This window comes from Paenibacillus sp. FSL R5-0486, from assembly GCF_037975155.1.
Taxonomy (GTDB): domain Bacteria; phylum Bacillota; class Bacilli; order Paenibacillales; family Paenibacillaceae; genus Paenibacillus; species Paenibacillus amylolyticus.
In genome coordinates, this window is the sequence record NZ_CP150237.1 from 1,481,390 (window position 1) to 1,507,737 (window position 26,348).

Genomic DNA, 26,348 nt, shown 5'->3' on the forward strand with positions numbered 1-26,348 from the left:
CTTAAAGCTTACTTAGATATTCGTTAAAATGATGATTCCAGAATCGTCTTTTTTCCACCCGAACGTCTCCCTTAATCGCACCGAAGTCGTACGGAACACCATCCGCGCTAGGGATGAAAGGGTGTAAGATTATATTATCGGATCAATAACAAGGGACGCACCGAAAGCACATACGCTAATGTAAAGACCGGCCAGGTGGCCGGTCTTTTTGATGCGGTGAAGTAGTCCAGTTACTGGTTCGATAGCATTTGCTTACGATTTCAAATAGAGGAGGGTAGAAAATAAAGGTACTAATATTTCAGACTTTAAAAAAACGAAAAATGGAGGTTTTTTATAATGGCAAATATCATTGAAGTCCGTTTCGCAGCATTTATTCCTCAGGCTTGGATTGAATATATGCGTACATCTCAAGTGATAATTCAATATAATGGTAATAATAGAGATTTTACGTATAATACAGAGAATCAACCTGAGCTTTCGAAGATGGTACAGCATATGGTAGTCGATTTCAGCTCTAAGGAAATTAAATATTTTAAATCTACGGGCTCAACAACAGAAAGAACGGTCGAGATCTCCAGTGGGAAAGTATTGCGTCAGGCACACGGCCATGCTCCCGATACTGGTTTAACCATTTCTAACAAAGTGATTACAAGCTCATCTGCTTCGTTCTCACTCCGAGCTAGTGCGGCTAACCCATTAAATGGTGATGCTCCTCCAATTGATTGGGAATACTCGGTAACCGTTACTAATCAGGGTAAGGTTACAGTGAAAGGAAGACATGATGGGTACCCGGCTCATGAAATTTATAAACGAGTTGACAAGGGAACTCCTATCAGAATTTATACGCATGATCCTCGTGTAACAGGAGATACACCGCTATCCTTATTTGGTTCAATGGAAAGAGAGGTTAACAAAACAGTATAAATAAAAGAAAGCGAGCTGCCAGGTCAATGGTAGCTCGCTTTCTATCGTTTAATTTAAAAAGATGGTAATTATTAATAAAATAAATATAACAAAAGATACTAATAGAAATGATTTAGGATTTAAGCGCTTTTGCGCCACCCATATTCCATATGATGAAACAAGAGCTGCAATTAAAAAGAATGTATAAAATAAAAATCCTTCTTGAGTAAAAGGGAAACTAATACTAGCGAAATTAAAAAAACCAGAAAGGAATGGAATAATATAAACCGGAATAATTGCTACAATTGCAAATAAAATGGTTTGTGTCCAAAAAAAGTATTTATTAATCAATTTCAAAAAGAAAACGGACAAAATAAATAATAACAAGTTTACTGTGAAAAAAGTCGGTGCAGTCCAATTAATTAGTTGTCCCCAATCACTAACTTCTTCATTATACAGAAGAAACATGCTTAAAGTGTAGGCAACTATTCCTGCACAGTAGCTAGAGATCAACACCCATATATAAATTAAATCCGATTTTTTCATTACTTCGCCTCCAATCATGATATAACGCTATCACTTTATTCAATAGTATATTTTTACAGTTTATTTGTCTAGATAAATGAGAAAAAAATCACAATCTACAGTCGTCTTTTTTCCACCCGAACGACTCCCTTAATCGCACCGAAGTCGTACGGAACACCATCCGCGCTAGGGATGAAAGGGTGTAAGATTGTATTATCGGATCAATAACAAGGGACGCACGAAAGCACATACGCTAATGTACAGACCGGCCAGGTGGCCGGTCTTTTTGATGCGGTGAATGTAGTCCCGTTACTGGTTCGGTCGGAATACGACTCTGAGTTAAAAGGGGGAGTCTACTGCTGCTGCATTGTCGCTGCACGGTGTGGGCAGGTCTCAAACTTGTAGCCAAAGGGGGCGAAATGAATGTGTCTATGAGAAATGAAATTAGCACTGTAATGAGCACCGGTAAAATGAGTAAGTTCATTAAAAAAACGCTGAAACAGAAGCTCGCAGTACTTGTTCCAGATTGGGACGGTCGTGTGCTAGATGTACCTGCGTCAGGAGAAGTATTGGTTTGGCCTTGTGCCGTGGTTGCGTTTGCCGAAGAGGTGCCGAAGTCTGCCTGGGCGGGATACCGACGGATCATCAAAATCTCCCCATACGCTCGTCCAGAAGATGGTGGCGCTGAACAGGTGGAAGCTTGGTCAGCTGATCTAATCGAAGGGTTGCACCAGGTAAGGCTGGTGGATGAAGCAGGTGGAGCATTCACTTGCATCTATTTGGGTTCTTCAGATAGTGATCGGGTGGATGCAGGGTCTGGCATGCTTACGCGCAGTCTGCGGTTCGGAGTGTATGTTCCCGAAGGCTCGGGAGCTGCTCTCGCTGTAACAGGAGACGTGTGGCTAGCTGCGCTTCAAGACTGGACACAGCAAGAGCTTGGCTCGAACTGGTCGGTATATGGGGATGTCTGGCCCGGTGGATACGATATGCCGTCTGTGTTATGGCGATTGGCTGGATGCAGCACTTCTGTGGCGGGCACTTCGGCATTGGAGGTTCGACAACAGTGGATTGGGCATGTGCTAACCGATCATCCAGTACTAACACGTCAGACCGTTACTCGGTTGGCCCGGCAACTTGCAGTGCAATCTCGTCTTGCCGTCACTGAAACGGATGGCGAAGAGCACGAAGGTAACACGCGATATATCACAGTGGATGAAGTCACGGCAGATTTACAGACGGATGCGTATTTGAATGGTCAGATTCGCCTGACGTTGCAACAGCGGATTCGTCGTCCGGGTACGAATGTACCTTTCATTCGTGAAATTCACCATAGCAAAGGTATGGAGTAAACGTTAGTCGAGAGGAACCTTCTATTAGAGGTTGTTCAAAAAGCCCGCTTTTGATTACAAAGGATGCCTAACGGCATCATCAGCATCGAATATGGAATTCAGCCTAATAAGCATAAGCTTACGAAGTATGTTTCCTTCGGAAACATTGTAGTTTTCCCTACGCTCTGCTACTCCATTTCTAACTTCATCCCATCTTCTCGGTACTGAAAACCGATCTTTTTGAACATGCACTTTTAAGAGTGGTTCCAGATTATAGCTTTGAGATGATAGATGTAGCTTCAACATTATAGCTTCAAATTCATGGTTCATAGGATCGAAAATTCATAGATCAAGCTTAAAGATCAACGATTCACGAAATCAGTAGTCCAACAAATGAGGTGAGATGGCGATGGCAAGCTCAGTGAAAAAAAGCAAACAGACAGCCCCGCGGTATACACGGGCAGAACTGATGAATCATGCAGAAGCCCTCTTTGCCGTTAAGGCAGAGGTGCTGTACGGTGCGCTGTACGAAGCGGCGCAAGAGACGTTTTCCATTGAAGAAACGCAGGAACGAATTAACCAATTTATGAAAGCGAAGGTGAAGGGATAATGGCAGGTGGAAATTGGGAGCAAACAAATCGTCCGGTCCTTCCGGGCTTATATATGAATTTTCAGGCGGCAGCATCTTCGGCCATTCAAGCGGGTACGCGGGGAACCGTCGTTGTGCCGATCAAGGCCAACTGGGGTCCGGTAGGGACTTTTGTTGAAGTAGGGAGCGAAGCGGCGATTGAACGTATTTATGCGGCGAATGTGCTGGATAACGGTACGGCTTATACTTCCTTGAAGCTCGCCCTGTTGGGTGGGCCGAAGAAGTTGCTCGCTTATCGGGTAGCAAGTGCTGCGGCCAAAGTAGCTACGCTTACCTTGAAGGATAGCAGTGATGCCAATGTGCTGCAACTGGACGCGAAGTATCCGGGGGATCGTGCAAATGGATTCTACGTCACCATCCAGCCCGGTGTGATTGATAATACGAAACATGAAGTGCGTCTCTTCGAAGGTAACCGGATGTTGTATGCGCTCTTGACAGCGGATATTACATCAGCTTCTCTGGCAAAAGAAATTAACGCGGATGAACAAAATGTCTGGGTAACGGCTCAGGCGATTGGCGATGGTGCAGGTGTAGTTGCAACAATTGCGGGTGCGGCATTCAAAGGTGGCGTAAGTGGCAACGATGACCTGACCAATGCAGAATACATTGCTGTACAGGGTGCGCTGGAAGGGGAGCAATTCGACGTCTTGGCTTTGGATCAGGCGGCTGATGCACCTCTGCTTGCGAGTTTTGCGGCATGGGTGAAACGTGTACGTAGTGAAGGTAAACCGGTGGTGGCCGTATTTGGCGGTTCCGCAGCGGACGATACCTCTGCTACAGCAGCACAAAAAGCAGCAGCACGTTCGCTTGCGCTGAACCATGAAGGTGTGATTAATGTCGGTACAGGCGTGCGCCTTGGGGATGCATTCTACAGCTCGGCGGAAACATCCGCCTATGTTGCAGGTCTGATCGCCGGACAACGTCTGAACCAATCCACAACCTATGCAGCTACTCCGTTCGATGATGTGACACGTCGGTGGACGCGTGCAGAACAGGAGCAGGCGGTACAGAATGGCGTATTTATTTTCTTCCATGATGGACGTCAGGTGAAAGCACTTCGCGGTGTAAACACCCTGGTAACTCCGGCCGCTGGACAGAATAATGCGTGGAAAAAAATCCGTTCCATTCGTGTTTTGGATGCGATCAACACGGATTTGCAGCGCTCCGCGGAAGATACGTATATCGGTAAAGTGAACAATACCGAAGAGGGTCGTCAGGCACTGATTAGTGCCATGAAGGCCTATTTGGCGCTACTCGCACAGAGTAATGTTATTGAAGCTGACAGTTATGATGTCATTCTTGACCCGGCATATTATGGTACGGCACCAGTTCTCAAACCGGAAGCAGATCAGGTATTCCTGCAATGGAATGTGAAGCTGACGGATGTAATGGAGCAGTTGTTTGGTACATTTTACGTGCAATAAGGTTGTGTGAAAGGAAAGAACCGTTTTCTAGAATAATTACTATACGTTGAACTGATGGTTTACACGATAACGGAGATCGGAAGATTGTTCTGACTGCGGAGTTATACCGTGTAATATTTATTAGTTCAACGAACCCAAGGAGGAAAATATATGTTGGATGCGTCAAGAGTAATTCTCGGTACCCATGGTCAGTTGCATATCGATGGTGTGTGGCAGACAAACATTAACAAGTTGGAAGCGAGTGTGGAGATTGAAAAGCGTGAGCTGAATCTGGTCGGTAACGACTGGAAGGTGCACAAAAACGGCGCGAAAAAAGGAACAGGCACGATGACGGGCTACAAAGTCACTTCGGATATGATCCAGCGCGGCTTCACCAAATTCGAGATTATTTCCAAGCTGAACGACCCTGAATCGTATGGACATGAGAGCGTTTTGCTTAAAGGTTGTATGGTGGATAAAATTCAGCTTGCCAACTGGACAGCTGGCGAAGAAGTACCGGAAGAAACAGGCTTTACGTTTGAAGGATTTGAATTGCTGAATCCGATTGTGGCGAACTAAAGATTGGAATAGGCACGTGTGATTGGGCTAGTTTGCTCCAGCGTGGTTGCATAGTTACTTCATATTAATATGGACACCAATGCAGGCCGAGATGATCTCGGTCTCTTTGTTGTCTCTACAGGCTTGGAAGCTGGCATAGATAAATCCATTTTTGAAATAAGAAGGAGATAACGCCCGATGAGTATGAATGAAAATATGTCCGAAGAACAGATTTTGGATCAGTTGTTTGAAGCAGCAGAACGTTTGCCAGAGGAGAATGTGCGCATTCAGCGTCTGGATCTGCTGTTGACCTTGCGTGGGCTGACTTCCTCCAAAGTGGATCACATTCGCGAACGCTGTACCATTCGAAAAACGACCAAAGGCCGCACCGAGGAAAAGGTGGACACCGAAACGTTTAACGCGCTGCTCATTTCTGAAGCAACGGTGAAATTGAAAGTCCGCAGCCTGGAGTTGTCCGGCTGGGGAGACACCCGTATTACCGGCCGCATGAAGTTGTCCGGTGGCGAACAGGCAGTACGTCGTATGTTGCTCGCTGGTGAATTGGATGCCGTAGGCGATAAAGTGCTGGAGCTGTCCGGCTTCGGTGTGGAGATTGAAGACCTAAAAAACTGATTCACTCCGGCGGGATGACCACGTTCCTGTATCACATGTGGGTGCGTCATCATCTCCGGCCCGGAGAGTTCTGGTCTTTGCCACGTGGGGAGCGCTCGCTGTTAATTGCGTTCTCGGAAGAGGAAATGTCAGCGATAACTTCGCAAATGAATCGATAACGAAATAGGCTAGGAGGTGAAAAAATGGCAGAAATGATTGTAGGTTTATCCAAATCTAATGCGGAAATGCGGACAACCCTTCGATACCTAGATCAGATCCAACGCTCAACCGAACGTCTGGGCAGAGTTCGTTATCAGAGTCTGATTAAGGTGAACAATGAACTGAGAACGACAGGCCGCAGGTTGGAAAGTATATATAGTATGGCTGTGCGAATCAGCAGGCTGCGAATCACACCGACGATTGGGTTGATTGATAAGCTCAGTCCAGCGTTGGATCGCGCATGGGCGAAACTGAACAGTTTCAGGGACCAGATGGTGACGGCTTCGGGAACAGTATCGCTTGAGGTTCGGCAGAAGATCGAAGTGGCGATGGGTAAAGGAGGGGCTTCGGGTCCTACTATGGCTGTAGTGATTCAAAATAATAAAAATATCACTAACAATGCGAAAGAAGAAGATAGCTGGATTGATAAGGCTAACACTTGGATGGAATTTTTTAATAACCTCAATGATATTTTTGATAACATCATTGATAAAGTTGGTAAATTTATCAATTTGTTCAAAAAGAAAAAAGAAGAAAGTCCTGCATCTGATCCAACCAGAAGTCCAGCATCCAAATGCTGCTGTTGCACAGGTGGAAAGATGGGCAAAAACCGCAGAGTGCGTTCACCGAATGCAGATGGCGGTGGCTCAGATCGTGGCAGACGAAATTATCGAAGTGGTAGAAGGTCAAGTAACCGTTCGAATCGAGGCCCATCTCCAGTACCCAATCCTGTACCTGATACTCCAACTCCTCCGCCCGATCGCAACCGTAATAGGGGAGGAGGAAGAAGAATACGAGGAAGCGGTCGTTTAGGATTTGCGGATGGTGGATTGGGATCTTTAACCGACATGTTGGCTGGTAACGGATTGATGGATAATTTAAGTAGTGGTTTTGCCAAAGGAGCTAAAAGGTTGCTTGGGCCCATCAGCATGCTTGCTGATGTGGCAAATGTAGCGACAGCACCCCCGGAAGAGCGTGGCCGAGCGGTGGGTTCGATGATTGGCGGCACAGCAGGTACTGCGATTGGTAGCGCCATCGGTAGCGTTCTTTTGCCTGGCATCGGGACATGGGTTGGTGGTGCAGTAGGTGGTTGGGCCGGAAGTACAGCAGGCGGTTGGATTGGAGACAAAGCGAAGGATATTGGAAACTTTATGTCTAGTGCTACCGAAGGTGTAGGTGATGCATTGTCGGGTGCAGCGGATTACGTCTCTGAGAAAACAAAAAATATCACCGATGGTATATCCAACTTCTTTGGATTTGGTTCCAAAAAAGAAGAGAAGACAGTCTCGGTAGCAACGGTGGCTCTACCATCTCCAGCTACTACAGGTCCTCAGATGCCACCTGCCTATATGCCACCTGCACTGACCATGACAGGCCCAACGGCGTATATGAACAGCAAGGTCGGTCAACCTACCTCTGCTGGATTCATGGGAACAAGCATGATGCAGAACCAAGCGATGGCGCTTGGTAACGGTGCGCAGACGAATGGGAAATCGTCCACAATGACGGTACAAATATCCGAAGACCAGATGAGCAGTCTGTCCGGATACTTGAAGGATTTCAAAACCGAAACTACCAATCAGATTGCGATAAATATTCCACCAGGTGCGGTGCAGGTGACTGTGCGCGAAAATGCGATTGATTACGATGCTGTCACCAAGCAGGTCGGACAACGGATTACGGGCGAGTTCCGCCGCGCGATGGAAAACCGAAAAACGATTATGGCCTAAGCAGAAAGGAGGCCGTGTATGTCTGTACTTAAAGATGAAGTAGGTCCTAACAAAATGGCATTTACTCTGAAGGATGGCGGCACATCATTTCAATTCCCGGTGAACCCGGAAGAGGTGAGTATTTCCAGGTCCAAAGGGTATGAAACGATTAATATGCTGGAGCATGGCGAGTTTGATTTTGCGCAGGGGGAGAAGGTGAAGGAGATCACCTTCTCTTCTTTTTTTCCCAAAGAGTATGATGCCTTCTATTGCATGTACGAAGATTTGCCTGATCCGCGTGTAGCGATGAATGTCCTGAACACATTTCTGATCTCCAAAAAGCCGCTGCGCCTCATCATTTCAGAGACGGGCGTGAACGTGCCTGTTTTTATTGTTTCGCTTAATGCGAGCTTTCGTGGGGGGGAGACAGGAGATATTTACTTCGACCTGACCCTGCGCACATGGCGTGATTCCAAGGTGGAGAAGGTCGGTTCTGCGGCATCCGGGGGCAAGTCAGGTTCTCGTACCGATTTGAAAAAGAGTAGCAAGACCTACACCGTCAAATCTGGCGACTCCCTGTCCAAAATAGCAAAGCTTGAGCTGGGTAGCAGTTCCAAATGGAACGAGATCTACAAGCTCAACGCAAAGATCATCGGGAGTGATCCGAACCGGATCAAGCCCGGACAAAAGCTGGTGATGCCATGACCTACAAGGTCATTGTCGACGACAAATACGACATCACCAAGTTGGTGGAGACGATTACGCTGAAGGACTCGCTGGACCAGATTGCGTATCAGGCCAACATCCGACTGGCGGTGTCAGCGTCTTCTGGTCTGCCTTCGATCTCACCGGGCATGGCGGTGCGGATTAGCGGGATTCCTTTTGGCGAAAAATCCATGGTTCATCTGTTGCATCCTGCGGTCATCTGGGAGGTGGAAAGCTCGAACAGCGGCACCAAGCGGCTGTCTCTCACGGTGTACGACCGGATGATTTATCTGGAAAAATCAGAGGACGAGTTCCTGTTGCCGAAGGATCAGACCGCTACGCAACGACTCAAAACCTACGCCAAAGAGTGGAAGATTCCATACGCTACATTGCCAGAAACCAAGACAAAGCTGGGAAAAGCCGTGTATCGGTCACAGACGATCTTCTCGATGATGTTTGCCGATCTGAAAGAAACGGCGAAGTCCGGCGGGGAAATGTACCATCCACGGATGACGCCCGGTGGGTTGCAGCTCTTCCAGGTTGGAAGTAATGCAAAGGTGTATGAACTTGATCGACTGATTGATCTGACCCAGATGCGTACGCTCGAAGGGGCGGTTACCAAAGTTAAAGTCATGGCGGCGTCGGAGTCACCGAGTGGCAAAGAAGTTCCTTCCAAAGTGCTTGCGATTGAGCAAGATCGTGTGGAAGAACTGGGCACATTGCAAAAGCTGGTAGAGGACGATCAGGTGAAATCGACAACCGCCGCCAAAAAACTGGCGAAAAGTCATCTGACGGGTATTCAGGAGACATTTACGATATCGGCACCGGATATCAATACGATTCGCGCCGGGGACGCAGTGTTGTTGAAAGGACTGAAGCTAATCGTCATGTCGGTCAGCCGTGATCTGTCTGCTGGACCTGGAACGATGACGTTGGAACTGGGGACAGCCGAGCTGGTGAAAAGGAGGTATTACCTTGAATAAAGATGATCCGTATGGGCATTTTGCCGACGTCATGCGGGGTGCGATGAGTACACATTCCCGTCAGGCCGTGAGCGGGCTGGGCGCGGTACTGGGTACGATGACCTCATCCGGCGTGAAGCTGGATGATTTCAAGCACGAAGTGCAGGATTATCTCGTGGCCGAGTTGCCGGGCACGCTTGGACTACCGGAGCGCGAGGCTGCTGGCGCGATTTCCGGTATACCTGACGTGGCAAACGGCGGAACGACGGGCACGGGACGGTTTCTTTTGCAAGAAGAGGAAGTGGAAGAAACGGTGTTGTCTCTTGGTAAGGGATTGAAAGCCGGAGATCGCGTGCTGGCGATGCGGGTCAATGGCGGTAACGATATTGTGGTGCTGTGTAAGGTGGTGAGTGCGCATGCCTAGTTTGTTCCCGGAAACGGGTGTGGTATGGGGAGATGAGGAGGATCTGTCGGGGGCGGATTCGGAAGAGGTACGCTTTGGGCGGAGCTGGCGATTCGATTACGATGTAGGGGATTTTGTATTGACCCCAAGTGGTAAAGTAGCCGCAGCGGATGCACATGAAGCCTGGGTGCAATGGTGCATTAAGGCAGTGAAAACGCCACGTTACAGACATGTGATCTATTCTCGAAGCTATGGTTCGGAGCTGGAGGATCTGGTGGGTCAGGGTGATAGCCGAGGTGTGATGGAAAGTGAGATTACCCGGATGGTGACGGAAACGTTGCTGGCTGATCCACGCACTGAATCGGTAGACCAGTTCACGTTCGATTGGAATCGGGAACAGTGCATGTTCTCGTGCCGGGTGGCGAGTGTGCAGGAAGAGATGTTTATTCTGGAAAGTGAGGTGATCTGACGGGATGGCTGAGATTCCGCGTTATTTGGAGGACCAGACGGAGGAACAGATTATGCAGCGTATGCTGGATCGTCTGCCCGCGGATCTGGATAAGTCGGAGGGTTCGTTCCTGTGGGATGCGGAAGCTCCGGTAGCATTTATGCTGTCTGAAGCGGCATTGTGGGCGCAGGAATTACTGCGGCGCGGGTTTGCGAGTACGGCTGCGAGTAGTGATCCGAATTTTCGTTCGGAAGAGCTTGATCTGCGGGCAGGAGAGCACGGCATTACGCGGCGGGCTGCGGTGGCGGCACAAGGTGCGGTGAGGTTTACGGGTACGCCGGGGAAAGTGGTGCCTGCGGGAACGGTCGTGGCTACACTCGCGGATGAAGTATCTGCTGAAGCTTCGCTCGAATATGAGACGGTGGGGCGTGTGGAACTGGATGCAGAGGGATCCGGGGTGGTAGGCGTGCGAGCGCTTGTTGCCGGAAAAGAAAGCAATGTGCCTGGGGGCACGGTAACTGCGCTGTCTACACCTGTAAGTGGCGTGACTTCTGTCACGAACGTTGAGGTGATAAAAGGCGGTGCAGATATTGAGGCCGATACGGCGCTATTGGAACGCTTTTATGCCAAAGTCCGCAACCAAGGGACAAGCGGCAACAAAGCACAATATGTGCAATGGGCCAGTGAAGTGCCAGGTGTTGGTGCAACGCGTGTTATTTCTTTATGGCAAGGGCCGGGCACGGTGGGATTGTATTTGCTGGACACGGAAAAGCGCGCTGCGGGTACCGATTTGGTAGCGGCTGTGCAGAAGTACGTGGACCCGACGCAGGATGGACAGGGTGAAGGCGTTGCACCGGCGGGGCCAGTGGTGACTGTCATGCCAGCAGAGGAAGTGCCGATGAACATTCAGGTGAAGCTGACGCTGGCAAGTGATGCGACACTGGCCGATGTACGGGCATTGATCGAACGCGGGGTGACCGCGTATCTGAAGCAGTTGGCTTTTGCCGATCCACTCGTTCGTTACACTCGCATTGCTGCGATTCTGCTGGACATTCCGCCCATTATCGACTATTCGGAGCTTACCGTGAACGGTGTGAGCGACCAGAATATTGAGATAACCGCGAGTCAGGTGGCGGTTCTGGGGATGGTGGATGTGCATGAGTAGTGTTGGGCAGATGGTGGACGAGGAAGTAGTTTTGGAGTGCGGAGACCAAGGAAGATTGGGAGAAGTACGCCGATCCGGATTGGATCTGGTAAGCGAGACGCTCCATGTTGATGTGCAAGGAAGGGAGGGGACAGGGCATGAGTGCTCCTTCTATTGTAGATGTTGGACTGACGAGTGAGAAAGGGCGGGAGCTGTTCTCGTATTTGCCCAGGTATTATGAGACTTCTCGTGTAATGCAAGCCGATATGCAGGCCAAAGGCACAGAAATGGATCTGCTGTATCAGGCGTTGGATGAGACGTTGGAGCAGTTTTTTGTCCGCACGGCGACGTGGGGGCTGGACTTCTGGGAAGAAGAGCTTGGCATTGAGACGGATCGTCTCAAACCTGTGGAACAGAGGCGTGCCGTAGTAGAGTCGAAGCTGCGTGGTGCCGGAAAGTTTTCGGGGAGACAAGTTGTGAATGTGGCTGAGGCATATGCTGGGGGCAAGGTGGATGTAACTTTTCAGTCCGAATCGTGGAGTTTTACGGTGAGCTTTGTGGATACGATGGGCATCCCGCCCAATATCGATGATCTGAAACGAGCCATTGATGAACTGAAACCGGCCCACATGGCCGTGGAATATAAATACCGTTATCTGGTCTGGGACGACTTGGACAACAAACATATGACATGGGATGAACTCGATGCCGCGTCCCTGACGTGGAATGAACTGGAGGTGTGGGCGTAATGCCAAAAGAAACAGATCGACTAAAATTACCTCTTCCCTTGGGGAATGAGAATGTGACTCGGGAGAGTATTAACGGGATTTTTGAAAAGATTGATGCTGGTGTGGCGACACGGGAGGATCTGGAAACATTACGCCAAATGATGGGCGAGATGGACACCCCGGATGCATCCCTTACGGTAAAAGGTAAAGTGCAACTGTCAAATAAGATTGACGGTGACTCTGAAGAACTTGTACCTACTGAAAAGGCGCTCAATGATGCTAGATTAGCTGCTCAAAAATATGTAGACGATAAGCCATGGCAAAAGTACAAGCTCACACAGGATGATGGAATTGTCAAGGTGGTGGGGAGTTCGGATTTAAATGACTATTTGACCCCTGGATTTTATTTCAGTAGTGTGACTGCAAACGGCCCAATTCAAGGTTCTTTTTATATTGAGGTTATTATTTATTCTTCTTCGTTTTTATTACAAAGGGTTACGACTTTTATTAGTCCGTCAATCACTTATACGCGGATTAGAAATAATAACTCTTGGCATCCTTGGGTATTGCAAACACCAGAAGAAAATCTATGGGGGGCGTTATAGATGGCTGTAATAACACAAAAGTTATACGGAGGTTACGCATCCACCAATTCGGTTGGTAGTATTTATAGGGTCCCATGGGGTAAAACAGTTATCCTTAAATCACTAACCATATGCAATACAAGTGCGACTAAACAAATGTTTAGTGTGGAATTAGAAGGCATCGATTTCGCTCGATTACACGACATCGAACCGGGTCAAACTTTGGTTATACCTGTATTAGATCAAGTTATGAAAGCAAGCGAATCTGTGCTTGTTTTTTGCCCGACTGCAAATGCCTTATCAGTTAGGTTAAGTGGCAAGGTAACTGACAGGACAGACATGCTAACCGCCAGAATGAAGGTTAACACAACAAATAACACAGTTATTCCAGCAGGAAAAATGATTGTTAAATCAATAGTCATATGCACACTTTCAACGAGTCCGATAGATTTTTACATGAAACTGGGGAGCGATTATGTCATTTACGGAAAAGCATTAAAACCGTTGGATACCTTGTTTATTCCATTTTTAGATCAGGTATTGGACAACGAATCAGTCGTTTGCCGAGTGTCTAACATGTCAACCTCTGTTACTGTTCATGTCAATGCTTTGGTGGTGAACTAATGCCGAGACTTGAATATTATACGTTGGATAATTACGCGCTGGATGGACCTGATGAGGGGAGGAAGTTTGCTTCAGGGTTTGGATATAACTTAGGTGATAAAAGATTTCTTTATTCAGATGGAACTGCATTTACCTGCGGATATATAAGTGTTACCAATCTGAATTTTTTACCATCGCAAATCATTATCACTTTTCATGATGATGAGGATTTTATATTGGGTTATAACTCCAAAAGAATAGATAACGGTTATCCTGTGTACAACGGGTATAGATGGACAAGCACAGGAACAATGTGGGTTGATTTCCGAGTAGAGGACAAAAGCGCTGGCAGAACTTATATCACAAACGGTGGATTTCAGGTACCGTTGCCATATTTTGAATTGACATCAAGTCCATTTTATTGGAGGGCATACGAATAATGAATATTGGGATTAGAATTATATACGATCAAGACGGTGAGATCATCTATCGAGCTGGTGAAATACAAGGTGATGTACTTCCGAGGAAGGAAATCACTGAACTACATTACATCGATTTGGAGTATGGGGCAATCGATTATCACACTCATCGAATTGTCAGTATCGATCCTGCTACGAAACAACCAGTTTTAGAGGAGCTTCCCATTGTCGAAACACCAGAACAGCAGAAAATAAAAGAATTGGAAGAACAGATTTTGTTGTTAGCCAATGAAAATACAGGAGGGATTTTGTGATGGTAAATGAAGTTGTGGTACGTATTGCAGCAGAAAGAATCTTAAATAAAGGACTCAACCCAAAGACAAGTCAAGTGTACTTGCTTGATGACATTACCAATACTGATTATCGCCAGGCTATTGAGGATTACATTTTAGAAAAAACTGAAGGAATTTAATGAGCGTATCCAAGTGGTGCGCTTTTATTATGCCCTCTGGAGCAGCTGGTATTTAAAAACCAAAGGAGGTGAAACCATGGAACGATGGGACACCCTATGGAAATGGGGAATTGCGCTAATGAGCAGCTCGACAAATTACTTTTTTGGTGATTGGTCAGGAGTGCTCGGCGTTTTGCTAGTCTTCGTGATTCTCGATTATCTAACCGGTATCGCGGCGGCGGGGATGACAGGCAAGCTAGAAAGTAACGTTGGGATGTTCGGCATCGCAAGAAAGGTATTTATATTTGCAATGGTATCGGTGGCTCATCTGGTGGACGGTGTTCTGGGAGACGGACATTTGTTCAGGGATGCGGTCGCCTTTTTTTATATCGCAAATGAGTTGTTGTCCATCATCGAAAACGGGGGTAAGTTGGGCGCTCCAATTCCGCCAGTGATTCGGCAAGCTATTGAAGTGCTCAAGGGCAAAGGGGGAACCGGGGAACTTCCCGGTAACTTCTCCCCGAAGGGCAAAGATTCTTTTTCCAATCTAGAAACAGAGGATGTTGAACCTTCTGAAACTCAAGATAACGTTAAATAGTTTGAAATATTTTTAGTGTCTTCTTTACTATACCGTTGCTGAACATCGCAAGTGTAGTTTTTTTGAACTATATACATCTATACAGATTGAACTTAACATTTTCACACAATAACGGAGAGGACAGAAAAAACCTGAAAAAGCGAAGCGGTCGCCTTTATCCTCCGGATTTTCCCCTTTATAAAGAGAATCAAAAAAATCCGGGGATAACAGCGATTGGAAGGTTATTCTGTCATCGGAGTGTCCGTGTGAACAAGGCTCAGTTCATTTTCCAACACATCAGGGACACGCACACAAGCAAGCCCTGATCCAACCGCATTAACTATAGGAGCATTTTGCATCAATCCAGAGAGTGACATCCAGTCAGCAATGTATAGATCAGAATGCTGTAATCTGTCTATACTTGTACCCGGGAACGCTTGAATCGAATGATGTAAAATGCTGATACAAACGGCAATTTGCCGCATAAAGGGTGTGAGAAACATGCAAACGAGAAGTTCGGGCAACACACAGGGCATTGACGTCTCCCGATACCAGGGCAATATTGACTGGGCGAAAGTGAAGGCAAGTGGCATGACATTTGTATTCATCAAGGCAACTGAGGGACAGACATATACCGATCCGAATTATCAGAAAAATGTAACAGGAGCACTGGCGGCGGGCTTGATGGTGGGAACGTACCATTTCTTCCGTGCGACATCTACCGATGGTGCCAAGGCAGAAGCGGCACATTACGCCAATACACTTAACAAAGTTGGAGGGGCCAAAGCTTTACAACTTCCACCCGTCATGGACTACGAGAACAACCCTGGCAACCTGAGCAAAGTGCAGATGAATACAGTTGCCAAAGCTTTTTTAACCGAATTACAACGTCTGACAGGTGTGAAACCGATCATATACACGGGCAATTCATTTGCCGGTAATTTTGACACATCACTCAGCTCATACGATCTGTGGATCGCACGTTACAGCAACACCCGTGTACCGGAAGACCAGCCGGCATGGAAGCGTTGGACGTTCTGGCAGTATACGGATTCAGGCAAGGTGAATGGTATTAGTGGCAACGTGGATATGAATGAATTCGAGGGAACAGCGGCACAGCTCAGAGCAAGATACGCAGCAGTAACTCCAAAACCACCGGAGCCATCCAATCCGACGAATCCAAGTCATCCGAATCCACCAACCGAACCACCGAAAGGGGGCGAACCGATGACAGCCGAAGAGAAAGCAGCGTTTGATGCGCTCAAATCCCAGGTCGATAAACTGCAGGCGCGTCAGCAAATGGAAGTTCCAGTATGGGCGAAGGCAGCTGTGGATGCAGCACTAGCATATGACACCAAAAATCCATTGTTCAGCATCGATAATGGGGCGAGTTATGATTTTTACCGTTTTATTACCGTGATGCATCGCAGAGGTTTGTTTAAAAAGTGAGCTGATTCTTAGCAAATTAAAATGTTGATTTTATCTGAATATGGATTGAATGGAGAAGGGACACAAGACGCTTTTTGTCGAACTGTGTTCCTTTTTTGTGCTTTGTGTAAGTAATATTAACGCATATAATAAAGTTGAAGACTTATGTCTGTAAATCTCTTGTCTAATTGATTAATGTAATGTAAAGTAAGTTACACGAAATTGTTTTTCACCACAGTTTATTTACACAATCCTCCTCATCATGACAAAACCATAACATATGAAGTTATTGTAATGTCTCCCTGTTGTACAATCCAACATCTCAAGATGACTCGTTCTTACATTTTACACATCCAATCTGCAAGAGAAAGCCACCGATTTAACAACTTACACGATTCATCAAACAACCTAGCCTATGTTGAGTTTCTTTCATCCGTATTGCTAACGAACGATAACGATACCTAATCCGGTCTCCACACTCCATGCTCAACACGACACGCTCAAGGAACAGACTTTATTGCGTAGCCAGCAGCGTAGTATCCATATGCCCATCAGTATTTTTAATCTACCAACGTAAACTTGCTCTTACCAGTCCATACCCACTCGCTGTTGCTTATTGACCTTAGTTCAAATAAAACGCAACAATTTCATTCAATTTCATAGATTCATCTCACAAGATCCGTTGTTGAACCTTTTTCATTTTCTATAAAAGTAATCAAACGACGTCCTCAATCCATGTGCACGATCTGAAATTTACCTGTATTCCATACGTGTCCCATGCTGTTTTTCATTTTATACACATGCCTTACTTTTCCCAGAACATTAATTCAGGTATCGCAGGCATCTAAAGCCTTTTATATGATACATAGCACCAAACCGATTGCCAACATTGGAGATCTTTCATGCCAGCATCACACACATTATGAGACAGGGAAGGGTGTTGTACGTATGCGAATGAGAAAAAAATGGATGTCCGGTGTTCTAACGATGGCCTTAAGTACCGTATTGGTGTTGTCCGGTTGCTCCAGTAACGAGAGTGGAGAGACTACGCCTGCTCCGGCAGAAGGAACCGACCCTCCAACCGAAACGGTAGCGCAGGATACGATGATTATGGGGCGTGGTGGGGATTCCGTGGCACTCGATCCGGCGATTGTAACCGATGGGGAGTCACTGAAGATTGGGCATCAGGTGTTTGATTCATTGCTGGACTACAAGGAAGGCGGAACAGAAGTCATTCCTGGACTAGCGGAGAGCTGGGAGATTTCGGCGGATGGGCTCAAGTATGTGTTTAAGCTGAAGTCCGGTGTGAAATTCCATGATGGAACTGACTTCAACGCAGAGGCTGTTGTGTTCAACTTCAACCGCTGGGGTGATCCGGCGAGTGAATATAAATTCGAGGGAGATTCCTTCGATTATTACGATTCCATGTTTGGTCCAGAGGACGGTCGTGTGATTAAGGAAGTGAAGGCGACGGACGAAACTACGGTGGAGTTCACATTGAACCAGCCACAAGCGCCTTTCCTGCAAAATATTGCGATGACGCCATTTGGCATTGCCAGCCCAACCGCGATTCAGGAGAAAAAAGAGAACTTTAAGAGCGAGCCTGTGGGCACCGGCCCATTTGTATTCAAAGAGTGGAAGCGTAACGACTCCATTACCCTGGAGAAAAACGCCAATTACTGGAAAGAAGGACTACCGAAGCTGAACAAAGTAATCGTGCGTTCCATTCCGGATAATACCGCTCGCTTCAATGCCCTGCAAAACGGCGAGATTGATGTCATGGAAGACCTGAACCCGGACGATCTGTCCATTCTTGAAGGCAACAGCGAGTTACAGAAGATCGAGCGTCCACCGTTCAACGTGGCGTATATCGGCTTTAACTTTAAGAAGAAACCATTTGATAATGTCAAAGTCAGACAAGCCCTCAACCATGCGGTGAACAAGCAGGCCCTTATTGATGCATTTTTTGCTGGACAAGCTGAGCCTGCTGTCAACCCGATGCCGCCAACGCTGTGGGGATACAACGATACCATTGAGGATTACCCATATGATCTGGAAAAAGCAAAAGCTCTACTGGCCGAAGCTGGATTCCCTGACGGATTGCCTGATCCGGTAACCTTCTATGCAATGCCGGTATCCCGTCCGTATATGCCAGATGGCAAGAAGGTAGCGGAAGCAATCCAGGCCGATTTTGAGAAAATCGGAGTGACCACGAACATTGAATCCCCAGAGTGGGCGACGTATCTGGATGATGCCAAGGCCGGGGAGAAAGATGATATCTACATGCTCGGCTGGACAGGGGACAACGGGGACCCGGATAACTTCCTGTACACGTTGCTGGACAAAGACGCCATTCCGGGCAACAACCGCAGCTTCTATGTCAACGAAGAGTTGCACACATTGCTGACGAGGGCACAGACAGAAACCGATCAAGACAAACGTGCGGAGCTTTACAAACAAGCGCAGGCAATTATCAAGGAAGACGCACCGTGGATTCCACTCGTGCACACCACGCCAATTCTGGCGGGTAAATCGAACCTGAAAGGTTTCGTTCCTTCTCCACTGGGCACAGAATCCTATGCCGGTGCTTATTTTGAGTAAGCTGTAAGTTGAACTTATCCATTTCAGGATAACTGTGATCTGAAGATGGCACTACAGTTCGGAGTGATTACGTTTTAATTCTTTCTATCAAAGCGCTGGTGAGACGCAAAGCTTGGCAGAACCCACATCCGGACGTAACTATCCAAAGCATGCGTTTCTGCCGGCGCTTTTTATTTTGCACGATATGTCGAAGGCAGGTGAACAGGATTGAACAGCTATATTGTCAAACGTGTGCTTGTGTTGCTGCCCGTACTGCTGGGCATGACCCTGATCGTCTTTTCCATTATCCACGCGATTCCGGGTGACCCGGCCGAGACCATACTTGGGCAAAAGGCAACCGAACAATCCAAGCAGGCCCTTCGTGACCAACTGGGTCTGGATAAACCCTGGTTCCAGCAGTATTTCGCCTACTTGGGCGATTTGCTCAAAGGTGATCTGGGAACATCCATCCGCACCAAGGTGCCTATTGCCCAGGAAATTGTGCCTTATCTGACAGCAACCCTTGAATTAACGATGGCCAGTATGTTGTTTGCTGTCATTATTGGGGTGAATGCCGGGATTGTCAGTGCATGGAAGCACAACTCCTGGTTTGATTATTGCTGTATGGTCATTGCTTTGGTGGGTGTATCGATGCCTATCTTCTGGTTAGGTCTGATGGAACAATGGTTGTTCGCGAACAAGTTGCAGTGGCTGCCATCCATTGGACGCATGAATGCGCGTGATCCGGTGGAAGCCATTACGGGCTTGTATGTGCTGGATACGATGATTGCTGGACAATGGAATCAGTTGTGGACCGTAACGAAACATTTGATTCTGCCAAGTGTTGCACTGGGAACGATTCCAATGGCTGTTATTGCCCGGATGACCCGTTCCAGCATGCTGGAAGTGATGAGTTCCGATTACATTCGTACAGCAAAGGCGAAGGGACTGGGTCCGTTTTTTGTCGTATATGGACATGCGCTCAAAAATGCGTTTATACCCGTGCTTACGGTTATCGGCATCCAGACCGGATCGTTGCTCGGGGGTGCGGTGTTGACCGAAACGATCTTTGCCTGGCCGGGCGTGGGACGTTATATATATGAAGCGATTAGTTCGCGGGACTATCCGGTGATCCAGAGTGGCATTCTGATCGTGGCGTTCTTTTTCGTGGTAATCAACCTGATTGTGGACTTGCTCTACGCCGTGTTTGATCCTCGTATTAGTTATAAATAGGGAATTCATCAAGAACCAATCTGCAGAATCGAAGCTAAAAGCTTTCTAAAAGAAAGCTGCATCGGAAGCATAGGCTACGCATGAATCACCATATTTTCACCTTTAAATAGGTGGATCAATATAATCTGGGGATAACAGCGATCAGAAGATGATACTGCAATCGTAGGGCTTGAGTGTAATAGAACGCGTTGATCTTTTGTTATATTCATGTTCAAGAAAGGAGACACCGCATGGCCAAATTATCGACCAATACCGGACCATCCATTGACGCTGCGTCGGCGAGCACATCCGGTCCATGGCGGGAAGCGTGGAGAACGTTTCGGAGAAATCGGCTTGCGCTTGCGGGTTTGATCATTATCGTATTTTTTATCCTGTTGGCCTTCCTCGCGCCATACATCGCACCTTACGATTACAAGGAACAGGTGCTGGTGGATCGGCTTCAGTCCCCTTCGGCAGAGCATTGGTTTGGTACCGATGATCTGGGGCGTGACGTGTTTTCCAGAGTGCTGCATGGGGCGCGTATTTCCTTGTGGGTGGGCTTTTTCTCCGTCATTGGTTCCATTATCGCGGGTACGCTGCTTGGTCTCATTGCCGGATTTTATGGAAGATGGGCGGACATGCTTATCTCGCGTCTATTTGATATCTTGCTCGCCTTTCCGGGGATTTTGCTGGCCATCGCCATTGTGGCGATATTGGGCCCGTCTTTGCAAAATGCACTGCTCGCCATTGCCATCGTGAACATCCCGACCTACGGAAGATTGGTGCGTTCACGGGTACTCAGCTTGAGACAGGAGGAATTCATTACGTCGGCACGGACACTTGGAGCGGGCAACGGTCGAATCTTGTTTCGCCACATCTTGCCCAACAGCCTTACTCCTCTGATCGTGCAAGGTACACTCGGAATTGGGACTGCGATTATCGAAGCTGCTGCACTCGGATTTCTAGGCATGGGTGCACAACCACCCGACCCGGAATGGGGTAAAATGCTGTCAGACTCCCGTCAGTTTATACAAAAAGCACCGTGGACACTGATCTTCCCCGGCGTTTCCATTATGTTGACCGTTCTCGGCTTCAACCTAATGGGCGACGGCCTGCGCGACACCCTTGATCCGAAAATGGCTAAAAAATAGAATTATCAAACTCAAACTCAAACTCAAACTCAAACCGTAACCGTAACCGTAACCGTAACCGTAACCGTAACCGTAACCGTAACCGTAACCGTAACCGTAACCGTAACTTGTAACTTGTAACCCAAGCTCGAACTCAAACTGCAATTTTGATTGAAACCCTAACTCTGCAAGCCTAACTTTTTCTGTAACGCAGCATGCGTGCCAAAGGCAACGTTAACACTAACCGTAAGCACTAATTTTTATCACAATCCTATCTGAAGCTGTAACGCCAACATTTGCTTCGACTCTAACGAACTCGGGAGACCTTATTTTACGATTTTCAGCCAATTTCCCAGTCTAACGAACCTCACACACTCTATTTTGTGAAAAACCTGCCAAAAGTCTCAAAAGGTTGGCTAAAGTCGAGAAATAGCGTGTCTACTGGACCTATGTCAAAAAAGTAGACACTACGCTGCGGATTTGTCCGTAAATTTCATTGCAAAACGAGCAGGGGAAAGATACCCTAGCGCGCCATGCATTCGCTTGCGGTTGTAATAGAACTCAATGTACTGGTAGATGGCAGTATAAGCCTCTTCCGGTGTCTTAAAACGAGGGTTGCAGTAAATGAGTTCCTTCTTTAAAATACTGTGCCATGACTCAATACAGGCGTTATCATAACAGTTTCCTCGGCGGCTCATGCTTGATTCCATTCCGTATGATTTTAGTTGCTCCACGTATTCTTTTGACGTGTATTGAGAGCCGCGATCCGAGTGATGGAGTAATCCCGGAGCGGGGCGTTTGGCCTTGTAAGCTTCCTCCAGTGCCCCCATCACCAAACTGGTTTCCATATGGTTATATAGACGCCAGCCTACAATTTCACGTGTGCACAAATCCAGAACGCTGGCGAGGTAGACGACCTCCTCGGCAAGGAATGTAGGTGATGTCGGTAACCCATACCGTATTCGGTTTGGACGTTTTAAATTGCTGATTCAGCGTATTTGGTGCAAGGGGATGGTTGTGTTTGGAATCCGTCGTCTGAACGCGATATTTGGGCATGACCACAGAACGTAGATTCATTTGACGCATGTATATACTGACGGTACGTGAAGAGACTCGCAACCCTTCTAAATGGAGCAGATACGTAATTTTAGGACTTCCACACCGCATCTGGTGGTCGTAAAAATGATACCGAATACGCTTCATGACCTCGCCTTTGCGGTCCTGCCGCTTGCTGGTTCGGTCCATTCGCCATTTGTAATATCCGCTCCGTGATACTTGAAAGGTTCTGCACATCTTCTCCAAAGAAAACTCGGAGCGATGGTCTTCCACAAACTGAAATCTTAGCTCTTTGGTTTGCTGAAGATGTGCACTGCTTTTTTTACAATCGCCAGTTCTTCTTGTGTATCCGCAAGCGTGTGCTCTTTCTCTTGAAGCAACCGGCGCATCTCTTGGAGCTCTGCTTCCAGTTCCTTCACTCGATCTACGCTTGCAACAGGCTCATGTTTTAGTTCGCGGTACTTACTCATCCATTGGTGCAACGTACTTTTTGGAATGTTGAGTTCTTCTGCCAAATCTCCAAGTGTCTTCGTCTGCTCTTGAATAAATTTGACCGTTTGTTTCTTGAATTCTTCGTTATATCGTTGCCGCTGTTCTCCCATGTGGACACCTCCGTTAGTCTTATTATCCTTCCGTCCGTTAACGGGTGTCCACTTTTTATTCTAGCTCCATACAATTCGTTAGATTATGAAGTCATCCCAAAAAGGCCAATTAACGCCTCTGAGATTCGTTAGCGCGTGCTGTCATGCTGCTCAAGACATTCAAGCAACCAAGATACCAACATATCAAAGTACCAACATGCCTACCAAAGTACCCATACAACATACATCAGTCTCAATACAGTAAGGCCGAGGATACTCCAAGGTACATTAGATGAAATATGTTTTAACGCTATCTACTATATCACAAGACACATTACAATCTTTCACTATGCCGGTTCGAACTCTGGTTCGGGTCGGCTTTTGTTTTACCTGCGGGATTACGGTAAAATGATTGGTGATGTGCAAAAGTTAAAGAGTTATTCGATCTTTTAGTTAAAATAACCGCCTACGTATTGACACCCAATTTTCCCATATGTTATATAAAAGGAAGGGTTTAGCACTCCGATCATCAGAGTGCTAACAGATGATGTTTTTACTATAAGCTTACATATGGAATGATTCTGTTTTTGAAAATAGATATTGAACCTGAGTAGAACATGCGAAGCCAAGGTATGCAACAGACTTGAAGCTGCATTCCACGTCTAAGAAATATCACTTCATTGATATTCTCTATCCTAAAAAATCAGTCGCTGATCAAATGCAAAAGTAGTTCAGGGGACGAAATCGATTTGGAGGAAGCAGAGTGTTCGCCTTTATCACCGGATTTCTCCCTTTTAAAAAGGGAATCAAAGAAATACGGGGATAACAACGATCCGAAAAACGATTCGTAACCGGAACGGCTACATTGCAGAACGTCGTGCACTTATTTTTACAGTGAGCCAGTTAGAAGTGAAGCACAATATCTGTGGACTAGAGCGATCAAAGGTTTTTGAGTCTACTAATGGCCGCAGGATTATCTCAGTTACTTTCTATTTTCAATCAAATCATTCGATATCCCAATTTGAAAGGAGTCCAACCATTCATGGCTAAAAAAGAATTTCAGGCAGAATCCAAACGTTTGCTGGATATGATGATCAACTCCATTTACACCCAAAGAGAAATCTTTTTGAGAGAATTGATCTCCAACTCCAGTGACGCCATTGATAAAATTTATTACAGAGCACTTACGGACGATGCGCTCGTTTTCAACAAAGAGGACTACTTCATCAAGCTCACGATTGACAAAGAAAACCGCACGCTCACACTGACGGATACCGGAATTGGGATGACGCAGGAAGAGCTGGAGAACAACCTGGGGGTTATCGCGAAGAGTGGTTCCCTGGCGTTCAAGAAAGAAAATGAAGCAAAAGACGGCCACAACATCATCGGACAATTCGGGGTTGGTTTCTACTCGGCATTCATGGTGGCGGACAAGCTGACCGTAACAAGTAAAACGCTGGGCAGCGACGAGGCTTGGAAATGGGAGTCCGAAGGCGCAGATGGTTACACGATCACACCAGCTGAGAAAGAATCCGTAGGTACAGAGATCGTCCTGACGATTAAAGAAAATACCGAAGAAGATTCGTATGACGAATTTTTGGAAGAGTACCGCCTGAGATCCATCATCAAGAAATACTCCGACTTCATTCGCTACCCGATCAAGATGGATGTAACGGGTCAACGTCCAAAAGAGGGCACGGAGAACGAGTTCGAGGAATACCAAGAAGAACAAACCGTGAACAGCATGGTGCCGATCTGGCGTAAAAATAAAAGCGAACTGACCGAAGAAGACTACAATAACTTCTATATGGAAAAACGCTACGGTTTTGACAAACCGCTTAAACACTTGCATATTAGCGCAGATGGCGCTGTGGTATACAATGCAATCCTGTTCATTCCGGAAAATACGCCGTTTGATTATTATACGAAAGAGTATGAAAAAGGCCTTGAGTTATACTCCAACGGTGTATTGATCATGGATAAATGCGGGGATCTGTTGCCGGATTACTTTGGATTTGTCAAAGGTATGGTGGATTCGGAAGACCTGTCTCTGAACATTTCCCGTGAGATGTTGCAACATGACCGTCAGCTTAGCCTGATCGCGAAGAACATTAAGAACAAAATCAAGAGCCAACTGCAAAGCCTATTGAAGGACGAGCGAGAGAACTACGAGAAGTTCTACCAAGCGTTTGGTCGTCAATTGAAATATGGTGTATACAGCGACTATGGTGTGAACAAGGATACTTTGCAGGATCTGCTGTTGTTCACGTCTTCCAAAGAGAGCAAACTCGTGAGCCTGGACGAATACGTCTCCAGAATGCCGGAAGATCAGAAGTACATCTACTATGCATCTGGTGAGTCCATTAGCCGTATTGAGAAGCTGCCACAGATCGAGGGTGTTCTTGAGAAAGGGTACGAAGTATTGTACTTTACTGATGACATCGACGAGTTCGCAATCAAGATGATCACGAACTACAAGGAGAAAGAATTCAAATCCATCTCCAGTGGTGACCTGGGTATCGAAGATAGCGCAGACAAAGAAGAAACGGACGCTCAAGACAACGACAACAAAGAGTTGTTTGAAGCGATGCAAGCTCAATTAGCGGGTAAAGTCAAAGCCGTTAAAGCTTCCAAACGTCTCAGAAGTCACCCGGTATGTTTGTCCACCGAAGGTGAATTGACGATTGAAATGGAGAAAATCCTGAAAGCTATGCCGAACAGCGAAAACGTACAAGCAGACAAAGTGCTCGAAATCAACGTAAATCACGATGTCTTCAAATCGTTGAAAGACGCTTTCGCGCAGGATCAGGAAAAACTAAACCTTTACACAAGCCTATTGTACCATCAGGCATTGTTAATCGAAGGATTGCCAATTCAAGATCCAGTAGAGTTTACCAACGATATCTGTAAGGTTATGGTGTAATACCGTTACACCCACCATCTCCACCCCGACAGGGCGTTTCAGTCCTGTCGGTTTTTTTGTTTTTTACCCACAACGGGTAGGAGCGGGGGAGGCAGACCATCATTGTAGCGATCGATGAACATCGTAATGAAATTCTTTAGCCTTTCAAAGTTTTGAAGAATTCTCCCTTTATAGAGAATAGGGAATGTAATGACTTTGGGAGTGAATCAAACAGCAAAAGTAGTGAAGGGGACGGAATCGATTCTGAAGAAGCGAAGCGTTCGCCTTTGTCTCCGGGTTTTTTCCTAGTAAAGGGAATTCAGAAAACCTGGAGACAACAGCGATCATAAGAACGATCCGTCACCGGAACGGCCACGCAAACTGTATAAGTCACTTTTTTTTGTCATAAGTCACGATAGTGTGAGTTCAATTTTAATCATTGTCATTTAGATGCACGGATGATAGTCTGGCAGGGTATAATAAGAGAAGATGACTGTTCATTACAAGTTGATGTAAGAAGAGATGACAA

At 46.7% G+C, this 26,348-nt stretch carries 28 protein-coding genes; 24 read left to right on the plus strand and 4 right to left on the minus strand.

Annotated features, from left to right (window positions below):
- Positions 1-336: 336 nt before the first annotated feature.
- On the plus strand, positions 337-924 hold the full coding sequence (locus MKY01_RS06480; RefSeq protein ID WP_339285911.1) for a DUF3238 domain-containing protein: 588 nt from the start codon (positions 337-339) through the stop codon (positions 922-924).
- A gap of 48 nt (positions 925-972) precedes the next feature.
- On the opposite strand, the gene MKY01_RS06485 is transcribed toward MKY01_RS06480, so the two are convergent.
- Entirely contained in the window at positions 973-1,449 is a 477-nt protein-coding gene (locus tag MKY01_RS06485) for a hypothetical protein (RefSeq protein WP_339285913.1), read from the minus strand.
- A gap of 404 nt (positions 1,450-1,853) precedes the next feature.
- Here MKY01_RS06485 and MKY01_RS06490 point away from each other — a divergent pair, with 404 nt between their 5' ends.
- From MKY01_RS06490 to nikC, 22 genes are all read left to right on the plus strand, one after another.
- Positions 1,854-2,777: a hypothetical protein gene (locus MKY01_RS06490; RefSeq protein WP_339285915.1), complete on the plus strand. Its 924-nt coding sequence runs from the start codon at positions 1,854-1,856 to the stop codon at positions 2,775-2,777.
- Between the two features lie 388 nt (positions 2,778-3,165).
- Positions 3,166-3,366, plus strand: a complete 201-nt coding sequence (locus tag MKY01_RS06495; RefSeq protein WP_017690177.1) for a hypothetical protein — start codon at positions 3,166-3,168, stop codon at positions 3,364-3,366.
- Positions 3,366-4,829: a phage tail sheath subtilisin-like domain-containing protein gene (locus MKY01_RS06500; protein WP_339285917.1), complete on the plus strand. Its 1,464-nt coding sequence runs from the start codon at positions 3,366-3,368 to the stop codon at positions 4,827-4,829. Before MKY01_RS06495 ends, MKY01_RS06500 begins: the two co-directional genes overlap by 1 nt.
- Before the next feature lie 150 nt (positions 4,830-4,979).
- Positions 4,980-5,387, plus strand: coding sequence for a phage tail tube protein (locus MKY01_RS06505; RefSeq protein ID WP_124117078.1), 408 nt, complete (start codon positions 4,980-4,982; stop codon positions 5,385-5,387).
- Between the two features lie 177 nt (positions 5,388-5,564).
- On the plus strand, positions 5,565-5,999 hold the full coding sequence (locus tag MKY01_RS06510; protein ID WP_017690174.1) for a hypothetical protein: 435 nt from the start codon (positions 5,565-5,567) through the stop codon (positions 5,997-5,999).
- 182 nt (positions 6,000-6,181) lie between these two features.
- Complete coding sequence (locus MKY01_RS06515) at positions 6,182-7,927, plus strand: hypothetical protein (protein ID WP_339285919.1); 1,746 nt, start codon at positions 6,182-6,184, stop codon at positions 7,925-7,927.
- Positions 7,928-7,981: 54 nt separating this feature from the next.
- Entirely contained in the window at positions 7,982-8,611 is a 630-nt protein-coding gene (locus tag MKY01_RS06520; RefSeq protein ID WP_339287107.1) for a LysM peptidoglycan-binding domain-containing protein, read from the plus strand.
- A complete protein-coding gene (locus tag MKY01_RS06525) occupies positions 8,608-9,594 on the plus strand; it encodes a phage portal protein (RefSeq protein WP_339285921.1) in 987 nt (328 codons plus the stop codon). Before MKY01_RS06520 ends, MKY01_RS06525 begins: the two co-directional genes overlap by 4 nt.
- The gene (locus MKY01_RS06530; RefSeq protein ID WP_036668841.1) at positions 9,587-9,997 is read left to right on the plus strand and encodes a hypothetical protein; all 411 of its coding nucleotides are present in this window, start codon (positions 9,587-9,589) and stop codon (positions 9,995-9,997) included. Before MKY01_RS06525 ends, MKY01_RS06530 begins: the two co-directional genes overlap by 8 nt.
- Positions 9,990-10,445, plus strand: coding sequence for a DUF2634 domain-containing protein (locus MKY01_RS06535; RefSeq protein ID WP_339285923.1), 456 nt, complete (start codon positions 9,990-9,992; stop codon positions 10,443-10,445). The genes MKY01_RS06530 and MKY01_RS06535 overlap by 8 nt, the downstream gene beginning before the upstream one ends.
- Before the next feature lie 4 nt (positions 10,446-10,449).
- On the plus strand, positions 10,450-11,589 hold the full coding sequence (locus tag MKY01_RS06540) for a baseplate J/gp47 family protein (protein WP_339285925.1): 1,140 nt from the start codon (positions 10,450-10,452) through the stop codon (positions 11,587-11,589).
- A 137-nt stretch (positions 11,590-11,726) separates the two neighbouring features.
- On the plus strand, positions 11,727-12,317 hold the full coding sequence (locus MKY01_RS06545; RefSeq protein WP_339285927.1) for a YmfQ family protein: 591 nt from the start codon (positions 11,727-11,729) through the stop codon (positions 12,315-12,317).
- Positions 12,317-12,901, plus strand: coding sequence for a pyocin knob domain-containing protein (locus tag MKY01_RS06550; RefSeq protein ID WP_127547887.1), 585 nt, complete (start codon positions 12,317-12,319; stop codon positions 12,899-12,901). The genes MKY01_RS06545 and MKY01_RS06550 overlap by 1 nt, the downstream gene beginning before the upstream one ends.
- Entirely contained in the window at positions 12,902-13,504 is a 603-nt protein-coding gene (locus MKY01_RS06555) for a hypothetical protein (protein ID WP_127547885.1), read from the plus strand.
- Positions 13,504-13,923, plus strand: a complete 420-nt coding sequence (locus MKY01_RS06560) for a hypothetical protein (RefSeq protein WP_127547883.1) — start codon at positions 13,504-13,506, stop codon at positions 13,921-13,923. The genes MKY01_RS06555 and MKY01_RS06560 overlap by 1 nt, the downstream gene beginning before the upstream one ends.
- The gene (locus MKY01_RS06565; protein WP_091033898.1) at positions 13,923-14,216 is read left to right on the plus strand and encodes a hypothetical protein; all 294 of its coding nucleotides are present in this window, start codon (positions 13,923-13,925) and stop codon (positions 14,214-14,216) included. The genes MKY01_RS06560 and MKY01_RS06565 overlap by 1 nt, the downstream gene beginning before the upstream one ends.
- Positions 14,216-14,374: a hypothetical protein gene (locus MKY01_RS06570; protein ID WP_164783258.1), complete on the plus strand. Its 159-nt coding sequence runs from the start codon at positions 14,216-14,218 to the stop codon at positions 14,372-14,374. Before MKY01_RS06565 ends, MKY01_RS06570 begins: the two co-directional genes overlap by 1 nt.
- Before the next feature lie 76 nt (positions 14,375-14,450).
- Positions 14,451-14,951: a phage holin family protein gene (locus MKY01_RS06575; protein WP_339285931.1), complete on the plus strand. Its 501-nt coding sequence runs from the start codon at positions 14,451-14,453 to the stop codon at positions 14,949-14,951.
- A gap of 480 nt (positions 14,952-15,431) precedes the next feature.
- The gene (locus MKY01_RS06580; RefSeq protein WP_127547877.1) at positions 15,432-16,379 is read left to right on the plus strand and encodes a glycoside hydrolase family 25 protein; all 948 of its coding nucleotides are present in this window, start codon (positions 15,432-15,434) and stop codon (positions 16,377-16,379) included.
- Positions 16,380-17,312: 933 nt separating this feature from the next.
- On the plus strand, positions 17,313-18,959 hold the full coding sequence (locus tag MKY01_RS06585) for an ABC transporter substrate-binding protein (protein WP_127547965.1): 1,647 nt from the start codon (positions 17,313-17,315) through the stop codon (positions 18,957-18,959).
- A gap of 207 nt (positions 18,960-19,166) precedes the next feature.
- A complete protein-coding gene (locus MKY01_RS06590; RefSeq protein WP_017690144.1) occupies positions 19,167-20,171 on the plus strand; it encodes an ABC transporter permease in 1,005 nt (334 codons plus the stop codon).
- A gap of 230 nt (positions 20,172-20,401) precedes the next feature.
- Positions 20,402-21,301: a nickel transporter permease gene (nikC, locus tag MKY01_RS06595; protein ID WP_047841957.1), complete on the plus strand. Its 900-nt coding sequence runs from the start codon at positions 20,402-20,404 to the stop codon at positions 21,299-21,301.
- Positions 21,302-21,747: 446 nt separating this feature from the next.
- On the opposite strand, the gene MKY01_RS06600 is transcribed toward nikC, so the two are convergent.
- The 3 genes from MKY01_RS06600 to MKY01_RS06610 are packed head-to-tail and all read right to left on the minus strand — an operon-like array spanning position 21,748 to position 22,938.
- Entirely contained in the window at positions 21,748-22,170 is a 423-nt protein-coding gene (locus MKY01_RS06600; RefSeq protein WP_339285935.1) for an IS3 family transposase, read from the minus strand.
- Positions 22,157-22,573: an IS3 family transposase gene (locus MKY01_RS06605; RefSeq protein WP_339285937.1), complete on the minus strand. Its 417-nt coding sequence runs from the start codon at positions 22,571-22,573 to the stop codon at positions 22,157-22,159. Before MKY01_RS06605 ends, MKY01_RS06600 begins: the two co-directional genes overlap by 14 nt.
- A 47-nt stretch (positions 22,574-22,620) precedes the next feature.
- A complete protein-coding gene (locus tag MKY01_RS06610) occupies positions 22,621-22,938 on the minus strand; it encodes a transposase (RefSeq protein WP_036673079.1) in 318 nt (105 codons plus the stop codon).
- A 1,021-nt stretch (positions 22,939-23,959) separates the two neighbouring features.
- Here MKY01_RS06610 and htpG point away from each other — a divergent pair.
- The gene (htpG, locus tag MKY01_RS06615) at positions 23,960-25,840 is read left to right on the plus strand and encodes a molecular chaperone HtpG (protein ID WP_339285939.1); all 1,881 of its coding nucleotides are present in this window, start codon (positions 23,960-23,962) and stop codon (positions 25,838-25,840) included.
- Positions 25,841-26,348: the final 508 nt, after the last annotated feature.

What these genes read in the sequence shown, in the direction of transcription:
- MKY01_RS06500 (WP_339285917.1), top strand. Translation starts at nt 3,366, where the DNA reads ATGGCAGGTGGAAATTGGGAGCAAACAAATCGTCCGGTCCTTCCGGGC.
- MKY01_RS06535 (WP_339285923.1), top strand. Translation starts at nt 9,990, where the DNA reads ATGCCTAGTTTGTTCCCGGAAACGGGTGTGGTATGGGGAGATGAGGAG.
- MKY01_RS06575 (WP_339285931.1), top strand. Translation starts at nt 14,451, where the DNA reads ATGGAACGATGGGACACCCTATGGAAATGGGGAATTGCGCTAATGAGC.
- nikC (WP_047841957.1), top strand. Translation starts at nt 20,402, where the DNA reads ATGGCCAAATTATCGACCAATACCGGACCATCCATTGACGCTGCGTCG.
- MKY01_RS06610 (WP_036673079.1), bottom strand. Translation starts at nt 22,938, where the DNA reads ATGGGAGAACAGCGGCAACGATATAACGAAGAATTCAAGAAACAAACG.
- MKY01_RS06580 (WP_127547877.1), top strand. Translation starts at nt 15,432, where the DNA reads ATGCAAACGAGAAGTTCGGGCAACACACAGGGCATTGACGTCTCCCGA.
- MKY01_RS06585 (WP_127547965.1), top strand. Translation starts at nt 17,313, where the DNA reads ATGAGAAAAAAATGGATGTCCGGTGTTCTAACGATGGCCTTAAGTACC.
- MKY01_RS06555 (WP_127547885.1), top strand. Translation starts at nt 12,902, where the DNA reads ATGGCTGTAATAACACAAAAGTTATACGGAGGTTACGCATCCACCAAT.
- MKY01_RS06515 (WP_339285919.1), top strand. Translation starts at nt 6,182, where the DNA reads ATGGCAGAAATGATTGTAGGTTTATCCAAATCTAATGCGGAAATGCGG.
- MKY01_RS06560 (WP_127547883.1), top strand. Translation starts at nt 13,504, where the DNA reads ATGCCGAGACTTGAATATTATACGTTGGATAATTACGCGCTGGATGGA.
- MKY01_RS06565 (WP_091033898.1), top strand. Translation starts at nt 13,923, where the DNA reads ATGAATATTGGGATTAGAATTATATACGATCAAGACGGTGAGATCATC.
- MKY01_RS06480 (WP_339285911.1), top strand. Translation starts at nt 337, where the DNA reads ATGGCAAATATCATTGAAGTCCGTTTCGCAGCATTTATTCCTCAGGCT.
- MKY01_RS06495 (WP_017690177.1), top strand. Translation starts at nt 3,166, where the DNA reads ATGGCAAGCTCAGTGAAAAAAAGCAAACAGACAGCCCCGCGGTATACA.
- MKY01_RS06540 (WP_339285925.1), top strand. Translation starts at nt 10,450, where the DNA reads ATGGCTGAGATTCCGCGTTATTTGGAGGACCAGACGGAGGAACAGATT.
- MKY01_RS06520 (WP_339287107.1), top strand. Translation starts at nt 7,982, where the DNA reads ATGGCATTTACTCTGAAGGATGGCGGCACATCATTTCAATTCCCGGTG.
- MKY01_RS06485 (WP_339285913.1), bottom strand. Translation starts at nt 1,449, where the DNA reads ATGAAAAAATCGGATTTAATTTATATATGGGTGTTGATCTCTAGCTAC.
- MKY01_RS06545 (WP_339285927.1), top strand. Translation starts at nt 11,727, where the DNA reads ATGAGTGCTCCTTCTATTGTAGATGTTGGACTGACGAGTGAGAAAGGG.
- MKY01_RS06550 (WP_127547887.1), top strand. Translation starts at nt 12,317, where the DNA reads ATGCCAAAAGAAACAGATCGACTAAAATTACCTCTTCCCTTGGGGAAT.
- MKY01_RS06525 (WP_339285921.1), top strand. Translation starts at nt 8,608, where the DNA reads ATGACCTACAAGGTCATTGTCGACGACAAATACGACATCACCAAGTTG.
- MKY01_RS06605 (WP_339285937.1), bottom strand. Translation starts at nt 22,573, where the DNA reads ATGTGCAGAACCTTTCAAGTATCACGGAGCGGATATTACAAATGGCGA.
- MKY01_RS06505 (WP_124117078.1), top strand. Translation starts at nt 4,980, where the DNA reads ATGTTGGATGCGTCAAGAGTAATTCTCGGTACCCATGGTCAGTTGCAT.
- MKY01_RS06510 (WP_017690174.1), top strand. Translation starts at nt 5,565, where the DNA reads ATGAGTATGAATGAAAATATGTCCGAAGAACAGATTTTGGATCAGTTG.
- MKY01_RS06570 (WP_164783258.1), top strand. Translation starts at nt 14,216, where the DNA reads ATGGTAAATGAAGTTGTGGTACGTATTGCAGCAGAAAGAATCTTAAAT.
- htpG (WP_339285939.1), top strand. Translation starts at nt 23,960, where the DNA reads ATGGCTAAAAAAGAATTTCAGGCAGAATCCAAACGTTTGCTGGATATG.